9 protein-coding genes, 2 tRNA genes and 3 rRNA genes are annotated in these 16,445 nt (G+C 45.9%); 12 read left to right on the top strand and 2 right to left on the bottom strand.

Annotation, left to right across the window (positions count from 1 at the left end; translation table 11 throughout):
* Nucleotides 1–38: 38 nt before the first annotated feature.
* The 10 genes from ACNOGP_RS20685 (at nt 39) to leuB (ending at nt 11,808) form a co-directional block, all read left to right on the top strand.
* Nucleotides 39–1,567 (top strand): 16S ribosomal RNA (locus tag ACNOGP_RS20685).
* Between the two features lie 232 nt (nt 1,568–1,799).
* Nucleotides 1,800–1,876 (top strand) — tRNA-Ile (locus ACNOGP_RS20680).
* 35 nt (nt 1,877–1,911) lie between these two features.
* Nucleotides 1,912–1,985, top strand: a tRNA-Ala gene (locus ACNOGP_RS20675).
* Nucleotides 1,986–2,124: 139 nt separating this feature from the next.
* Nucleotides 2,125–5,004: ribosomal RNA gene (locus ACNOGP_RS20670) — 23S ribosomal RNA — on the top strand.
* A gap of 94 nt (nt 5,005–5,098) precedes the next feature.
* Nucleotides 5,099–5,209 (top strand): 5S ribosomal RNA (rrf, locus tag ACNOGP_RS20665).
* Together the 16S, 23S and 5S rRNA genes with 2 tRNA genes alongside form the textbook arrangement of a ribosomal RNA operon.
* Nucleotides 5,210–5,615: 406 nt before the next feature.
* Complete coding sequence (locus ACNOGP_RS20660) at nt 5,616–7,112, top strand: 2-isopropylmalate synthase (RefSeq protein WP_270489023.1); 1,497 nt, start codon at nt 5,616–5,618, stop codon at nt 7,110–7,112.
* A 53-nt stretch (nt 7,113–7,165) separates the two neighbouring features.
* On the top strand, nt 7,166–8,560 hold the full coding sequence (leuC, locus tag ACNOGP_RS20655; protein WP_186967087.1) for a 3-isopropylmalate dehydratase large subunit: 1,395 nt from the start codon (nt 7,166–7,168) through the stop codon (nt 8,558–8,560).
* A 48-nt stretch (nt 8,561–8,608) separates the two neighbouring features.
* Nucleotides 8,609–9,205, top strand: coding sequence for a 3-isopropylmalate dehydratase small subunit (gene leuD / locus ACNOGP_RS20650; RefSeq protein ID WP_195477171.1), 597 nt, complete (start codon nt 8,609–8,611; stop codon nt 9,203–9,205).
* Nucleotides 9,187–10,728 carry an alpha-isopropylmalate synthase regulatory domain-containing protein gene (locus ACNOGP_RS20645; protein WP_418213606.1) on the top strand — a complete coding sequence of 514 codons (1,542 nt, stop codon included), beginning with the start codon at nt 9,187–9,189 and terminating at the stop codon, nt 10,726–10,728. The genes leuD and ACNOGP_RS20645 overlap by 19 nt, the downstream gene beginning before the upstream one ends.
* A gap of 18 nt (nt 10,729–10,746) precedes the next feature.
* Nucleotides 10,747–11,808, top strand: coding sequence for a 3-isopropylmalate dehydrogenase (gene leuB / locus ACNOGP_RS20640; RefSeq protein ID WP_007758461.1), 1,062 nt, complete (start codon nt 10,747–10,749; stop codon nt 11,806–11,808).
* Nucleotides 11,809–11,889: 81 nt separating this feature from the next.
* On the opposite strand, the gene ACNOGP_RS20635 is transcribed toward leuB, so the two are convergent.
* Both ACNOGP_RS20635 and ACNOGP_RS20630 read right to left on the bottom strand, forming a co-directional pair.
* Nucleotides 11,890–12,579, bottom strand: coding sequence for a phosphatase PAP2 family protein (locus ACNOGP_RS20635; protein WP_418213605.1), 690 nt, complete (start codon nt 12,577–12,579; stop codon nt 11,890–11,892).
* Nucleotides 12,580–12,629: 50 nt separating this feature from the next.
* Nucleotides 12,630–14,465: an LTA synthase family protein gene (locus ACNOGP_RS20630; protein WP_418213604.1), complete on the bottom strand. Its 1,836-nt coding sequence runs from the start codon at nt 14,463–14,465 to the stop codon at nt 12,630–12,632.
* Between the two features lie 132 nt (nt 14,466–14,597).
* Between ACNOGP_RS20630 and cysK the strand changes: the two genes are divergently transcribed.
* Both cysK and ACNOGP_RS20620 read left to right on the top strand, forming a co-directional pair.
* Complete coding sequence (cysK, locus tag ACNOGP_RS20625) at nt 14,598–15,548, top strand: cysteine synthase A (protein ID WP_418213603.1); 951 nt, start codon at nt 14,598–14,600, stop codon at nt 15,546–15,548.
* Nucleotides 15,549–15,581: 33 nt separating this feature from the next.
* Nucleotides 15,582–16,400: a tetratricopeptide repeat protein gene (locus ACNOGP_RS20620; protein ID WP_186967081.1), complete on the top strand. Its 819-nt coding sequence runs from the start codon at nt 15,582–15,584 to the stop codon at nt 16,398–16,400.
* Nucleotides 16,401–16,445 lie beyond the last annotated feature (45 nt).

Genomic DNA, 16,445 nt, shown 5'->3' with positions numbered 1-16,445 from the left:
GCAAAATGCTATCCTATGGGATAGATGAAAATACTTTTACAATGAAGAGTTTGATCCTGGCTCAGGATGAACGCTAGCTACAGGCTTAACACATGCAAGTCGAGGGGCAGCATTTCAGTTTGCTTGCAAACTGAAGATGGCGACCGGCGCACGGGTGAGTAACACGTATCCAACCTGCCGATAACTCCGGGATAGCCTTTCGAAAGAAAGATTAATACCGGATGGCATATGATTATCGCATGATAATCCTATTAAAGAATTTCGGTTATCGATGGGGATGCGTTCCATTAGTTTGTTGGCGGGGTAACGGCCCACCAAGACTTCGATGGATAGGGGTTCTGAGAGGAAGGTCCCCCACATTGGAACTGAGACACGGTCCAAACTCCTACGGGAGGCAGCAGTGAGGAATATTGGTCAATGGACGGGAGTCTGAACCAGCCAAGTAGCGTGAAGGATGACTGCCCTATGGGTTGTAAACTTCTTTTATACGGGAATAAAGTTATCCACGTGTGGATTTTTGTATGTACCGTATGAATAAGGATCGGCTAACTCCGTGCCAGCAGCCGCGGTAATACGGAGGATCCGAGCGTTATCCGGATTTATTGGGTTTAAAGGGAGCGTAGGTGGACAGTTAAGTCAGTTGTGAAAGTTTGCGGCTCAACCGTAAAATTGCAGTTGATACTGGCTGTCTTGAGTACAGTAGAGGTGGGCGGAATTCGTGGTGTAGCGGTGAAATGCTTAGATATCACGAAGAACTCCGATTGCGAAGGCAGCTCACTGGACTGCAACTGACACTGATGCTCGAAAGTGTGGGTATCAAACAGGATTAGATACCCTGGTAGTCCACACAGTAAACGATGAATACTCGCTGTTTGCGATACACAGTAAGCGGCCAAGCGAAAGCGTTAAGTATTCCACCTGGGGAGTACGCCGGCAACGGTGAAACTCAAAGGAATTGACGGGGGCCCGCACAAGCGGAGGAACATGTGGTTTAATTCGATGATACGCGAGGAACCTTACCCGGGCTTAAATTGCATTTGAATAATCAAGAAATTGGTTAGTCGTAAGACAAATGTGAAGGTGCTGCATGGTTGTCGTCAGCTCGTGCCGTGAGGTGTCGGCTTAAGTGCCATAACGAGCGCAACCCTTATCTTCAGTTACTAACAGGTCATGCTGAGGACTCTGGAGAGACTGCCGTCGTAAGATGTGAGGAAGGTGGGGATGACGTCAAATCAGCACGGCCCTTACGTCCGGGGCTACACACGTGTTACAATGGGGGGTACAGAAGGCAGCTACACGGCGACGTGATGCCAATCCCAAAAACCTCTCTCAGTTCGGATCGAAGTCTGCAACCCGACTTCGTGAAGCTGGATTCGCTAGTAATCGCGCATCAGCCATGGCGCGGTGAATACGTTCCCGGGCCTTGTACACACCGCCCGTCAAGCCATGAAAGCCGGGGGTACCTGAAGTACGTAACCGCGAGGAGCGTCCTAGGGTAAAACTGGTAATTGGGGCTAAGTCGTAACAAGGTAGCCGTACCGGAAGGTGCGGCTGGAACACCTCCTTTCTGGAGCGATGCCGTAATAAGTTGAGAGTTGAGAGTTGAGAGCCAGGAGTTTACTCCCATTATCTGGACTTGCTTTCTCACTGAAAAAAATGATGACTTTAAAGGTTCTGTTTTTGTACTACTGGTACTTGTTTATTTATAGATATAGATCAACCATCTATAGAAGTATAGATAGAGATAAACAAGAGAAAAAGAAGCCGAGTCTAACTCAACAGGTAGACAAGGTTGAACTAGTCCTATAGCTCAGTTGGTTAGAGCGCTACACTGATAATGTAGAGGTCGGCAGTTCAACTCTGCCTGGGACTACCAAGCTCAAGAACGACAGTAATTCTTGATAACCTCTTGGGGGATTAGCTCAGCTGGCTAGAGCATCTGCCTTGCACGCAGAGGGTCAACGGTTCGAATCCGTTATTCTCCACGATCTCTGAAAAGAGAAACGATCTTTGACATGATGATACAAAAAGTAAAATTTTAGTAAGAGCTAAAAGTATATATCGAACCGTACGTTTCCGGTATACAGGCTAGCAATAGTCTAATATACAGGGAAGTCAGTTTGAAAGAAAGTAAGCAAGGGCGCATGGCGGATGCCTTGGCTCTCGGAGGCGATGAAGGACGTGATAAGCTGCGATAAGCTTCGGGTAGGTGCAAATAACCCTTGATCCGAAGATTTCCGAATGGGACAACCCGACATTCTGAAGGAATGTCATCCATCCTAGATGGAGGCTAACACAGGGAACTGAAACATCTTAGTACCTGTAGGAAAAGAAAATAATAATGATTCCCCAAGTAGTGGCGAGCGAACGGGGATCAGCCCAAACCAATGTTGTTACGGCAATATTGGGGTTGTAGGACCACGACATCGCAAGAACTTTAGTGAGAAGAACCCTTTGGAAAATGGGACCATAGACGGTGATAGTCCGGTATTCGAAGCTAAACGAAGCGTAGTGGTATCCTGAGTAGCGCGGGACACGAGGAATCTTGCGTGAATCTGCCGGGACCATCCGGTAAGGCTAAATACTCCCGAGAGACCGATAGCGAACCAGTACTGTGAAGGAAAGGTGAAAAGCACTTCGAACAGAAGAGTGAAATAGTCCCTGAAACCATGCGCCTACAAGCGGTCGGAGCTGCGCAAGCAGTGACGGCGTGCCTTTTGCATAATGAACCTACGAGTTACTTTTTCCGGCAAGGTTAAGCATTTCAAAATGTGTAGCCGAAGCGAAAGCGAGTCTGAACAGGGCGACCAGTCGGAAGGAGTAGACGCGAAACCAAGTGATCTACCCTTGGTCAGGTTGAAGGTTAGGTAACACTAACTGGAGGACCGAACCGATAAGCGTTGAAAAGCTTCCGGATGAACTGAGGGTGGGGGTGAAAGGCTAATCAAACTTGGAGATAGCTCGTACTCCCCGAAATGCATTTAGGTGCAGCCTTGTGAGTTACTAATGTGAGGTAGAGCGACTGATAAGATGCGAGGGCTTCACCGCCTATCAAGTCTTGATAAACTCCGAATGCGCATTAGTCCTATCACAGGAGTGAGGGCATGGGTGCTAAGGTCCATGTCCTAAAGGAGAAGAATCCGGACCATCAGCTAAGGTCCCCAAATAGATACTAAGTTGAACTAACGAAGTCAGATTGCTAAGACAGCTAGGATGTTGGCTTGGAAGCAGCCATTCATTTAAAGAGTGCGTAACAGCTCACTAGTCGAGGAGTTTGGCGTGGATAATAATCGGGCATTAAGTATCTTACCGAAGCTATGGGATGTGTAAACATCGGTAGGGGAGCATTCCACTCTGCGTCGAAGGTGAGGCGTGAGCCTTGCTGGAGCGTGTGGAAAAGCAAATGTAGGTATAAGTAACGATAAAGGGGGTGGGAAACCCCCTCGCCGAAAGACTAAGGTTTCCTGATCAACGCTAATCGGATCAGGGTTAGTCGGGTCCTAAGGCTCAGCCGAACGGTGAGGCCGATGGCAGAACAGGTTAATATTCCTGTACTACCTTAAGGAGTGACGTGGAGACGGAGGAGTGACAACGCCGCGGACTGACGGAATAGTCCGTTGAAGGGTGTAGATGCTGATTATCCCAGGCAAATCCGGGATAAGAGTCGAACCTGATAGTATACCAAATTCTTCGGAATAAGGTAATAGTGCGTGTAAACATACTCCCGAGAAAATCCGCTAAACTTAATCTTTAAGGTACCCGTACCGCAAACGGACACACGTAGTCGGGTTGAATATACTAAGGCGCTTGAGTGATTCACGGTTAAGGAACTAGGCAAATTGACCCTGTAACTTCGGGATAAAGGGTCCCAACGAGAGTTGGGCGCAGAGAATAGGTCCAGGCAACTGTTTAACAAAAACACAGGGCTGTGCCAAATTGAAAGATTACGTATACAGCCTGACACCTGCCCGGTGCTGGAAGGTTAAGAGGAGATGTCATCGCAAGAGAAGCATTGAATTGAAGCCCCAGTAAACGGCGGCCGTAACTATAACGGTCCTAAGGTAGCGAAATTCCTTGTCGGGTAAGTTCCGACCTGCACGAATGGTGTAATGATCTGGACACTGTCTCAACCGTGAGCTCAGTGAAATTGTAGTATCGGTGAAGATGCCGATTACCCGCGATGGGACGAAAAGACCCCGTGAACCTTTACTATAGCTTAACATTGAATTTGGGTAATTGATGTGTAGGATAGGCCGGAGACTTTGAAGCGCAGACGCCAGTTTGTGTGGAGTCGCTGTTGAAATACGGCCCTTTGATTATTTGAGTTCTAACTCGTAGAAACGAGGACACTGTTTGGTGGGTAGTTTGACTGGGGTGGTCGCCTCCAAAAGTGTAACGGAGGCTTCTAAAGGTGCCCTCAGGACGATTGGTAACCGTCCGCAGAGTGTAATGGCATAAGGGCGCTTGACTGGGAGACATACAAGTCGATCAGGTAGGAAACTAGAGCATAGTGATCCGGTGTTTCCGCATGGAAGGGACATCGCTCAAAGGATAAAAGGTACTCCGGGGATAACAGGCTGATCCCTCCCAAGAGCTCATATCGACGGAGGGGTTTGGCACCTCGATGTCGGCTCGTCACATCCTGGGGCTGGAGAAGGTCCCAAGGGTTGGGCTGTTCGCCCATTAAAGTGGCACGCGAGCTGGGTTCAGAACGTCGTGAGACAGTTCGGTCTCTATCTATCGTGGGCGTATGAAATTTGCGTGGCTCTGACACTAGTACGAGAGGACCGTGTTGGACTGACCTCTGGTTTACCAGTTGTGCCGCCAGGTGCATTGCTGGGTATCTAAGTCGGGATTGGATAAGTGCTGAAAGCATCTAAGTACGAAGCCAGCCACAAGATTAGATTTCTTAGGGTCGTCAAAGACGATGACGTTGATAGGATGCAGGTGTAAAGGTGGTAACATCAAAGCCGAGCATTACTAATTGCCCGTCCACTTTCTTTCGGACTTGTACGGATCGCGATATATACGTTTAGCGGATTACCCCGGAAACGGGTAATACACTGAGATTTTACTTTTCATCATGTCATAACCTTATTCAGGTGGTTATAGCACGAGGGTTCCACCTCTTCCCATTCCGAACAGAGAAGTTAAGCCTCGTCACGCCGATGGTACTGCGTAACAGTGGGAGAGTAGGTAGCCGCCGTTTTTGAAGAAGCCCCTTGATTCAGCAATGAGTCAAGGGGCTTTCTGTTTTCTGTCGCTTCTGAAAATCACCCGGCTAACGTAGCTTTCTCTACTACCTATCAGTGATATATTTTAGGTAATATCCGCTTTAAACTTATGAAATGAAATTTTATCTGATAAAAAAGTAACGTTTTATTTGGTGGTAACGAAATAATCTATACCTTTGCACCGTCAAACAATAAAAGAGACGAAAAATGAATCAGATGTTTATACATATTCTACTATGCGGTATTATTATTCTACTATCAAAGGTTAGTGGAAGTGAGTGCTGCGCGTAAATGTGTATAATGAAGATATACGAAAGCCTTTCTCACTTCCATGTGTGAAAGGCTTTTTTAATGCAAATAATTACATAATATAAAAAGAATATGGACAATAGGTTATTTATTTTTGATACCACCCTGCGGGATGGCGAACAGGTTCCGGGTTGCCAGTTGAATACAGTGGAAAAGATTCAGGTAGCAAAGGCATTGGAAGCATTGGGGGTAGATGTGATTGAGGCAGGATTCCCTATATCGAGTCCGGGTGATTTTAATTCGGTAATTGAGATTTCTAAAGCAGTGACTTGGCCTACGATTTGCGCTTTGACCCGTGCTGTTCAAAAAGATATTGATGTAGCTGTGGATGCACTGAGATTTGCAAAGCATAAACGTATTCATACGGGTATCGGTACTTCCGATTCACATATTAAATATAAATTCAATTCGAATCGTGATGAGATTATCGAACGTGCGGTAGCAGCTGTAAAATATGCACGCCGCTTTGTGGACGATGTGGAATTTTATGCAGAAGATGCGGGTCGTACGGATAATGAATATTTGGCACGTGTGGTGGAAGCCGTAATCAAGGCAGGTGCTACTGTGGTAAATATACCGGATACGACGGGTTACTGTTTACCATCGGAATATGGTGCTAAAATCAAATATTTGATTGACCATGTAGACGGTGTTGACAGAGCCATTCTTTCAACTCATTGCCACAACGACTTGGGAATGGCAACAGCCAATACGATCGCCGGTGTTTTGAATGGCGCCCGTCAGGTGGAAGTGACTATCAACGGTATCGGTGAACGTGCCGGAAATACAGCACTTGAAGAAATAGCAATGATCATCAAGAGCCATCATGAAATAGATATCCAGACAAATATCAACACGCAGAAGATTTATCCGACCAGCCGCATGGTTTCCAGTCTGATGAATATGCCTGTACAGCCGAACAAGGCTATTGTTGGCCGCAATGCTTTTGCGCACTCTTCGGGTATTCATCAGGATGGCGTATTGAAGAATGTTCAGACTTATGAGATTATCGATCCGCATGATGTGGGTATCGATGATAATTCGATTGTATTGACTGCTCGTAGCGGACGTGCTGCATTGAAGAATCGCCTTGCTATTTTGGGGGTTAACTTGGAGCAGGAGAAACTAGATAAGGTATATGAGGAATTCTTGAAATTGGCTGATAAGAAAAAAGATATCAATGATGATGATATCTTGGTATTGGCAGGTGCCGACCGTAGCCAGAACCATCGTATTAAATTGGACTATTTGCAAGTGACGAGTGGTGTTGGGGTTCGTTCCGTAGCTAGTTTGGGGCTGAATATTTCCGGTGAGAAATTTGAGGCTTGTGCCAGTGGCAACGGTCCGGTAGATGCAGCTATCAAAGCATTGAAGAAGATTGTGGATCGGCACATGACACTGAAAGAATTTACTATTCAGGCTATTAGTAAAGGAAGTGATGATGTAGGTAAAGTTCACATGCAGGTGGAATATGATCATCAGGTGTATTACGGTTTCGGAGCCAATACAGATATTATCGCAGCTTCGGTAGAGGCCTATATTGACTGTATCAACAAGTTCAAGTCGTAAAGAAGAGATTAACTGAAATATAAATAGTAATTAGTAAAATAGTAAATAAACAGATGAATACGTTATTTGATAAAATATGGGATGCCCACGTGGTGACTACTGTGGAAGACGGTCCTACCCAGCTTTATATAGATCGTTTGTATTGTCATGAAGTAACGAGTCCGCAGGCTTTTGCCGGGCTGCGCGAACGTGGAATCGGAGTGTTGCGTCCGGAAAAGGTGTTTTGTATGCCCGACCATAACACGCCGACTCATGATCAGGATAAACCGATTGAAGATACTGTTTCCAGAACTCAGGTGGATACTCTGACAAAGAATGCGAAGGACTTCGGTCTGACGCATTATGGCATGATGCATCCGAAGAATGGCATTATCCACGTGGTAGGTCCGGAACGTGCTTTGACCCTGCCGGGAATGACGATTGTCTGTGGCGACTCACATACGTCTACTCATGGTGCAATGGGAGCTATCGCTTTCGGCATCGGAACGAGTGAGGTGGAGATGGTACTGGCTTCGCAATGTATTCTCCAGTCGAGACCGAAAACAATGCGCATTACTGTGGATGGTGAGCTCGGTAAAGGAGTGACTGCAAAGGATGTGGCTCTGTATATGATGTCTAAAATGACAACAAGTGGTGCTACAGGTTATTTTGTGGAGTATGCGGGTTCGGCTATCCGCAATCTGTCGATGGAGGGGCGCCTTACTCTTTGTAACCTTTCTATCGAAATGGGTGCACGGGGAGGAATGGTTGCTCCGGACGAGGTGACTTTCGAATATATCAAAGGCCGTGAGAATGCTCCGCAGGGAGAAGAATGGGAGAAAGCGGTAGCGTATTGGAAGACTTTGAAGAGTGATGATGATGCAGTGTTCGATAAAGAGGTTCGTTTTGATGCAGCCAATATCGAACCGATGATCACTTACGGAACGAATCCGGGAATGGGTATGGGAATCACTCAGCATATTCCCACGACCGAAGGCATGGGAGAAGCTGCTCAGGTTTCTTTCAAGAAATCATTGGATTATATGGGATTCAAACCGGGTGAGTCTTTGTTGGGAAAGAAAATAGATTATGTATTTCTAGGTGCCTGTACGAACGGACGTATTGAAGACTTTCGTGCATTTGCCTCTATCGTGAAGGGACGTAAGAAAGCGGATAATGTAATTGCCTGGTTGGTGCCGGGATCGTGGATGGTGGATGCGCAGATTCGTAAGGAAGGTATCGACAAGATATTGACTGAGGCCGGTTTCGCTATTCGCCAACCGGGATGTTCCGCTTGTCTGGCGATGAATGACGATAAGATTCCTGCCGGAAAATATTCGGTGTCTACCAGCAACCGTAATTTTGAAGGCCGTCAGGGACCGGGTGCACGTACATTGCTGGCCAGTCCGCTGGTAGCGGCTGCTGCGGCAGTGACAGGGGTGATTACCGATCCGAGAGGACTGATGTAGTTTCAACCGTAAATAGTAAATTGTAAATCGTTAAATATAAATGTAAAGATGGCTAAGACAAAATTCAATATAATAACAAGTACTTGTGTACCTCTTCCTTTAGAAAACGTAGATACCGACCAGATTATTCCGGCCCGTTTCCTGAAAGCGACTACTCGTGAAGAAAAATTTTTCGGTGATAACCTTTTCCGTGATTGGCGTTACAATGCTGACGGTTCTCTGAATAAGGATTTTGTACTGAACAACCCTATTTATGGTGGACAGATATTGGTGGCTGGAAAGAATTTCGGTTCCGGTTCGAGCCGTGAACACGCCGCATGGGCAATTGCCGGGTATGGCTTTCGGGTTGTGGTATCCAGCTTCTTTGCCGATATTCATAAGAATAATGAGTTGAACAACTTTGTACTTCCGGTGGTTGTCACAGAAACGTTCTTGCAAGAGTTGTTCGATTCGATTGAAGCCGATCCGAAGATGGAAGTGGAAGTTAACCTTCCTGAGCAGACCATCACCAACAAGGCTACGGGCAAAAGTGAACATTTCGAAATCAATGCTTACAAGAAACATTGTTTGATGAATGGATTGGACGACATCGATTTCTTGTTGAGCAATAAAGATAAAATAGAAGAATGGGAAAAGAAGGCGTGAAAATAGAAATCATGGACACAACGCTCCGTGATGGTGAACAAACCAGCGGAGTGTCTTTTGTGCCTCATGAGAAGCTAATGATCGCCCGTTTGCTATTGGAAGATTTGAAAGTAGACCGGGTGGAGGTTGCTTCGGCACGGGTATCGGAAGGCGAGTTTGAAGCCGTGAAGATGATTTGTGACTGGGCAGCCCGTCGTAATCTGCTTCATAAAGTTGAGGTACTGGGATTTGTTGACGGTCATACTTCGGTAGATTGGATACAGCGTACTGGTTGCCGCGTTATCAATCTTCTGTGCAAAGGTTCGTTGAAGCATTGTACGCAGCAATTACATAAGACTCCGGAGGAACATTTGGCGGAGATCATCGATGTGGTGCGCTATGCTGACGAGCAGGATATAACCGTCAATGTCTATCTGGAAGACTGGAGTAACGGTATAAAGGATTCTCCCGAATACGTATTCCTGTTGATGGATGGATTGAAAGATACGGGTATCAAGCGTTTTATGTTGCCTGATACATTGGGTATCCTGAATCCGTTGCAGGTGATAGAATATATGCGGAAGATGAAAAAACGTTATCCGCAGACCCATTTTGATTTCCATGCGCACAATGACTATGATTTGGCGGTAAGCAATGTACTGGCAGCAGTGTTGAGTGGCGTTAAAGGGTTGCACACAACGATAAACGGACTGGGCGAGCGTGCGGGAAATGCCCCTCTCGCAAGTGTGCAGGCAATCTTGAAAGATCATTTTAATGCTGTGACCAATATAGACGAGAGTCGTCTGAATGATGTCAGCCGGGTGGTTGAATCTTATTCGGGAATCGTGATACCTGCCAATAAACCGATTGTGGGAGAGAACGTCTTTACACAAGTGGCAGGGGTACACGCCGACGGAGATAATAAGAATAATCTTTATTGCAACGACCTGCTTCCCGAACGGTTCGGACGGAAACGTGAATATGCGTTGGGGAAGACAAGCGGTAAGGCGAACATTCGCAAGAATCTTGAAGATCTCGGGTTGGAGTTGGATGAAGATGCAATGCGGATGGTGACGGAACGCATTATCGAGTTGGGCGATAAGAAAGAGTTGGTCACACAGGAAGATTTGCCGTACATCGTGTCTGATGTGTTGAAACATGGAGCGGTAGGTGAGAAGGTCAAGTTGAAGAGTTATTTTGTAAACCTGGCTCACGGACTGAAACCGATGGCGACGCTGAAAATAGAAATCAACGGAAAAGAGTACGAGGAGAGTTCGAGTGGCGACGGCCAGTATGATGCGTTTGTGCGTGCACTGCGTAAGATATATAAGGTAACGTTAGGACGTAAATTCCCGATGTTGACCAATTATGCGGTGACCATTCCTCCCGGTGGACGTACGGATGCTTTCGTGCAGACGGTGATCACATGGAGTTATGACGAACAGGTGTTCCGTACGCGCGGACTGGATGCAGACCAGACGGAAGCTGCCATCAAGGCCACTATGAAGATGTTGAACCTCATAGAGGATAAAATTAACGATTAACGTAATAAACTAAATAATATGGATTTTAAAATAGCTGTATTAGCGGGCGACGGTATCGGACCGGAAATCTCTGTACAAGGTGTGGAGGTGATGAGTGCCGTTTGTGAGAAATTTGGTCACAAAGTAAGTTATGAATATGCGATTTGCGGTGCGGATGCAATTGATAAAGTAGGCGATCCGTTTCCGGAAAAGACCTATCAGGTTTGTAAAGAGGCGGATGCGGTCTTATTCTCTGCCGTAGGCGATCCGAAGTTTGACAATGATCCTACTGCCAAGGTACGTCCGGAGCAAGGGTTGCTGGCTATGCGTAAGAAACTAGGACTTTTTGCCAATATCCGTCCGGTGCAAACATTCAAATGTCTGATTCACAAGTCTCCGTTGCGTGCAGAATTGGTGGAGAACGCGGACTTTATTTGTATCCGTGAACTGACCGGAGGTATGTATTTCGGTGAAAAATACCAGGATAATGACAAGGCATACGATACGAACTATTATACCCGTCCGGAAATAGAACGTATTCTGAAGGTTGCTTTCGAGTATGCAATGAAGCGCAGAAAGCACTTGACAGTGGTCGATAAGGCGAATGTTCTTGCTTCGTCTCGTTTGTGGCGTCAGATTGCACAGGAGATGGCTCCGAACTATCCGGAAGTAACTACCGACTATATGTTTGTGGATAATGCTGCGATGAAGATGATTCAGGAACCGGCATTCTTTGACGTGATGGTAACGGAAAATACTTTCGGGGATATCCTGACCGATGAAGGTTCTGTCATCAGTGGCTCTATGGGGTTGCTTCCTTCCGCCTCTACGGGTGAAAGTACTCCGGTATTTGAACCGATTCACGGCTCATGGCCGCAGGCGAAAGGGCTGAATATTGCCAATCCGTTGGCGCAGATCCTTTCTGTGGCTATGTTGTTCGAGTATTTCGACTGCAAAGAAGAGGGTGCATTGATTCGTAAAGCTGTAGATGCTTCTTTGGATGCAAATGTGCGTACACCGGAAATCCAGGTTGCCGGTGGTGACAAGTACGGAACGAAAGAAGTAGGACAGTGGATTGTTGATTATATCAAGAAGGCTTGATAAATCCGGATGAAAAGTAAAAGCCTGGCATCGGAAACGGTGTCAGGCTTTTACTTTCGTTTGAAATAGTGTTATTGTGTTCTACCAGCTTTTAATAGTGGAATAGATAATGATTCCGAGTACGGTCAGTAATCCTACATAAATAGTGACTGACCATTGTTTGAGTTCTTTTCTCTTCATACGGGTAGAAGGTTCCAGATAGATGGTTGCTTTATGGGCAATGGTAGCGAACAGCCATCCGCCGAATCCGCCGATAATTCCTCCGACAAGCAAATCACCCGGATAATGTACCCCTAGATATACGCGTGTGTAACAATTGAAGAGAGCCCATACGATAATGAAAATGCTTAGCCAGCGTTTGCGGAACATGAAGACCACGTACATGGCAAGACCGAATGAATTGGCTGCATGGCACGATGGGAAACCGTAGCTTCCACCACGATAATTGTTGACGATATATACCATATCTACAATGGGACTTTCCGGATTGGAAGGGCGCAGACGTGCCACGACCGGGCGGATGATACTGCTGCACATTTGGTCGGCGAAGGTGATGATAAGTGCAATAGCGGCTACATAACACAGAACGGCTTTCCAATGGAAGTTCTTTAGTAATATGTATAGGATGGTGGCGTACATCGGTACCCAAATTATTTTTCCTGTAAAGGAAGTCATGAAATAGTCCCAAAAGGGAGAGTGGATACCATTGAAATATAGGAAGACATTTGTATCTATCTCCGAAAGATATTGGATGATGTCAGTATGTACCATCTGGTTCTGTTTTTATATTTTTACTGTGATTATTCAGTTGTTCTCCGGCTTTATCGTTTGGCAAGGTCATCGTAGAGCTTTTGGAGGAAAGCTTTTCCCTTCTCCAGATTGGCACCTTTCTCTGTACCTTCGTCAAGTTGTACGGTATTTGCATCCAAGTTGTATACCAATTGGTTTTCGGGAGTAACCATGCCGAAGAAGTTCGGTCGGGTAAAATATCCGAAATGCGGAGATGACGGGTTCAGTATGTTTTTGCTGAACGTAAAGTCGTCGTGTGGCAGCCCCAGCTGTGCGAGCAAGGTGGCGGCAATGTCAATTTGTGAAGCATACGTATCTATTACACGAGGCTCTTTGATTGCTCCGCCAAGCAAGATTAACGGGATGGTCTGCCCGTCCAGCGGATTCTCTATCGGATACGGATAAGCTCCCTGATGATCGGGAACAAGTACAAACAGGGTGTTTTTCCAAAGCTGCGTCTCCTTATATTGTTCTACGAAATCTCCCACGCAACTGTCCGCATAGGCAAAGGCATTGAGTATTTTATCGTCCAGTCTGTGGAACGGAACTTCAAAAGGTTCATGACTGCTTGAGGTTTGCACGAGTTTAAGAAAAGGCTCTTGCTGTTTTTCCTCCTTGATGTCTTTCATCAGACGTTGGAATAATACATGGTCCTGCGCTCCCCATTTTCCGGTACGTTCGGACAAAGGAAAATCCTTATCGCATACAATTCTCTCAATGCCGGAGGATACCAGATAAGAACGCATATTCGTAAAGTCGGCGTCCCCTCCGTAATAATATTCTAGACTGTATCCCGCATTTCTCAAACTTCGCGGAATAGAAGGAAGTTTGTCCGTCTTTTCGGGATATTTCATAATGCTGGTGCTTGGCTGTCCGGGATAACCACTGATGATGGAAGCCAGCCCACGATCGGTACGGAAGCTGCTGGCGTAGAAATTGCTGAATAATATGCCTTCTTTGGCGAATTTATCCATATTGACAGCTACGTTCGGATGTCCGCCGAAAGTTTCCATCAGATGTGTGGAGAAACTTTCGAGAATAATAAAGATAATATTCGGGCGTTGTGTATTTAATAATTGGGGAATGCTGTCGGCAGTTACGGCAGGTTTGTCTACCATTTTCGCAAACAATTCGTCGGCCTTTTGAGGGTCCATGAACCGATATTGTTTCTCAAAATTATTCTGATGGGTAGCAGAATACATGAAACTGAATGCCGGATTGATGGCGGCATGATTCATTCGCTGATCCTGACTGTAATAGACTTTACTCAGATTCATGGTCGACACGGTGAACCCGCCACGAATGGGGATGAAAAGTGCGGCGGTGAGCAATAACAGCGCGAATGAGACATTTTGCCGGCGATAGGGTATCTTTAAAGGTTTTCTTTCACGGATCAGTACGATATAAAAGATAGAATATAAAACAGCCGCATAGACCAACATTGCTAATATTCCCAATAAAACGAACCAGAAACTGACGCTTGCGATAGCATCTTTGGGTGAGGAGAAGAAATAGAAAATGGGGGTGGCGTCGAGACGGAATCCCCAGAAACCGTATAGCCCGAGATCGACAATAAAGATACATGCCATGACAAATGCTATCAATCCGAAATAGACTTGCCGGATGCGGCGGAGTATAGACGAATCCGTCCAGGCGGAAGCGATAAGTATCAAGCCGGGAATGGCGGTGAGGTAACCTGCGAGTGATAAATCCAAAGGTAAGCCGTGCCACATGACACTGAAATAATCACCGAAAGAAACATCGGCGTATAAATCATGGTAGTAGACCATGAAGACCGGCTTTTGAAGAACAAACAAGAGGACAAATAAAAAGTATGTCGTGAGAAATTGGATAATTCTCTTTTTCATAATGTGTAAACTTAAAATAATTGAACGGATACAAAGTTAGTATACTTTTCGTTATCTTTCTCATGATGTAATATAAAACATCTCTTTTTTTCCATATCTTTGTCGTGTATGTGACAAAAATTAAGTAATGAAATGGCTAAGATTGCGAAGAAACTAACAGATTTAGTGGGGAATACTCCTCTGATGGAGCTTTCCGGTTATTGTGGAAAGTATGGTCTGGAACGAAATATTATTGCCAAACTGGAGGCTTTTAATCCGGCGGGAAGTGTGAAAGACAGGGTGGCTCTTTCGATGATTGAAGATGCGGAGGCACGTGGGGTATTGAAGCCCGGTGCAACGATAATCGAACCGACAAGCGGAAATACAGGTGTCGGACTGGCAATGGTCGCTACCATCAAAGGATATCACTTGATATTGACAATGCCTGAGACGATGAGTCTGGAACGGCGTAACCTGCTGAAAGCACTCGGTGCGGAAATTGTTCTGACAGACGGCTTGGGCGGAATGGCGGCTTCCATTGCAAAGGCTGAGGAATTGCGAGACAGTATTCCCGGTTCGGTGATTCTGCAACAATTTGAGAATCCTGCCAATGCGGCGGCGCATGAGCGTACGACAGGAGAAGAGATATGGCGGGATACAGATGGTGAAGTAGACGTTTTTGTTGCCGGAGTTGGTACCGGAGGAACGGTTTGCGGTGTAGCCCGTGCTTTAAAGAAACATAATCCTGATATTTATATCGTAGCGGTAGAACCGGCTGCGTCTCCTGTATTGGAGGGTGGACAGGCGGCTCCACACCGTATTCAGGGAATCGGAGCCAATTTTATTCCTAAACTTTATGATGCTTCTATGATAGACGAAGTTATCGGTGTGCCTGATGATGAAGCGATTCGTGCAGGGCGTGAACTATCGGCAACGGAAGGCTTGTTGGCCGGAATTTCTTCGGGAGCGGCTGTGTATGCAGCCCGTCAATTGGCACAGCGTCCGGAATTTAAAAACAAAAAGATAGTGGCGTTGTTACCTGATACGGGAGAGCGTTATTTGTCGACGGAATTGTTTGCATTTGACGCATATCCGTTGGACTGATTTTGATTTATAAATACTAAAAAGACCTGAACCATGGTAAGAACGATTATTGCTTTACTTTTCTGTTTCCCGGTTGCCTTGTATGCGCAAACTTATCAGCAATTGTCCGAAAGGGCTATTGACTGTATCGAAAAAGACAGTCTTCCACAAGCGGAAGAACTTTTGCTTCGTGCTTTGAAACTGGAACCGAAAAATGCGAAGAATGCCTTGCTTTTTTCCAATCTGGGATTGGTACAACGTCGTTTGGGAGAGTTTGATAAGGCGCTCGAGTCTTACTCTTTTGCCTTAAACTTTGCTCCGTTGGCAGTTCCTATCTTGCTGGACCGTGCCGCCATCTATATGGAAATGGGAAAGACAGATCGCGCTTATACGGATTATTGCCAGGTGCTTGACGGGGATAAGCAGAATAAGGAAGCCTTATTGATGCGTGCGTATATTTATGTACTCCGCAGGGATTATCCGGCTGCCCGTATTGATTATAATCGTTTATTGGAACTTGACCCGCAGAGTTATAGCGGTCGGCTGGGATTGGCTACGTTGGAACAGAAAGAAGGAAAGTTCCGTGAAGCTCTTGCCATTCTGAATAAGATGATTGTGGAATATCCTGAGGATGCGACACTGTATATAGCCCGTGCCGATGTGGAGCGTGACATGAAACATGAAGATTTGGCGCTGGTTGATTTGGAGGAAGCGATCCGGTTGGATGCCTCGTCGGCTGATGCTTATTTGTTGCGTGGAAATATCTATCTGGTGCAGAAAAAAAAGGCATTGGCAAAATCGGACTTTGAGAAAGCCATTTCGCTGGGAGTACCTCCTGCCGATTTACACGAGCAGTTGAAACAATGTAGATAACCATTCAGAAGTAACTATACGGCAAAAAAGACTTTACTGGATTTG

The organism is Bacteroides difficilis, from assembly GCF_048319815.1.
GTDB lineage: Bacteria > Bacteroidota > Bacteroidia > Bacteroidales > Bacteroidaceae > Bacteroides > Bacteroides zhangwenhongii.
The sequence above is the reverse complement of the archived record's forward strand: the minus strand, read 5'-3'. Positions and strand labels throughout refer to the sequence as shown.

What these genes read in the sequence shown, in the direction of transcription:
- ACNOGP_RS20660 (WP_270489023.1), top strand. Translation starts at nt 5,616, where the DNA reads ATGGACAATAGGTTATTTATTTTTGATACCACCCTGCGGGATGGCGAA.
- leuC (WP_186967087.1), top strand. Translation starts at nt 7,166, where the DNA reads ATGAATACGTTATTTGATAAAATATGGGATGCCCACGTGGTGACTACT.
- leuD (WP_195477171.1), top strand. Translation starts at nt 8,609, where the DNA reads ATGGCTAAGACAAAATTCAATATAATAACAAGTACTTGTGTACCTCTT.
- ACNOGP_RS20645 (WP_418213606.1), top strand. Translation starts at nt 9,187, where the DNA reads ATGGGAAAAGAAGGCGTGAAAATAGAAATCATGGACACAACGCTCCGT.
- leuB (WP_007758461.1), top strand. Translation starts at nt 10,747, where the DNA reads ATGGATTTTAAAATAGCTGTATTAGCGGGCGACGGTATCGGACCGGAA.
- ACNOGP_RS20635 (WP_418213605.1), bottom strand. Translation starts at nt 12,579, where the DNA reads ATGGTACATACTGACATCATCCAATATCTTTCGGAGATAGATACAAAT.
- ACNOGP_RS20630 (WP_418213604.1), bottom strand. Translation starts at nt 14,465, where the DNA reads ATGAAAAAGAGAATTATCCAATTTCTCACGACATACTTTTTATTTGTC.
- cysK (WP_418213603.1), top strand. Translation starts at nt 14,598, where the DNA reads ATGGCTAAGATTGCGAAGAAACTAACAGATTTAGTGGGGAATACTCCT.
- ACNOGP_RS20620 (WP_186967081.1), top strand. Translation starts at nt 15,582, where the DNA reads ATGGTAAGAACGATTATTGCTTTACTTTTCTGTTTCCCGGTTGCCTTG.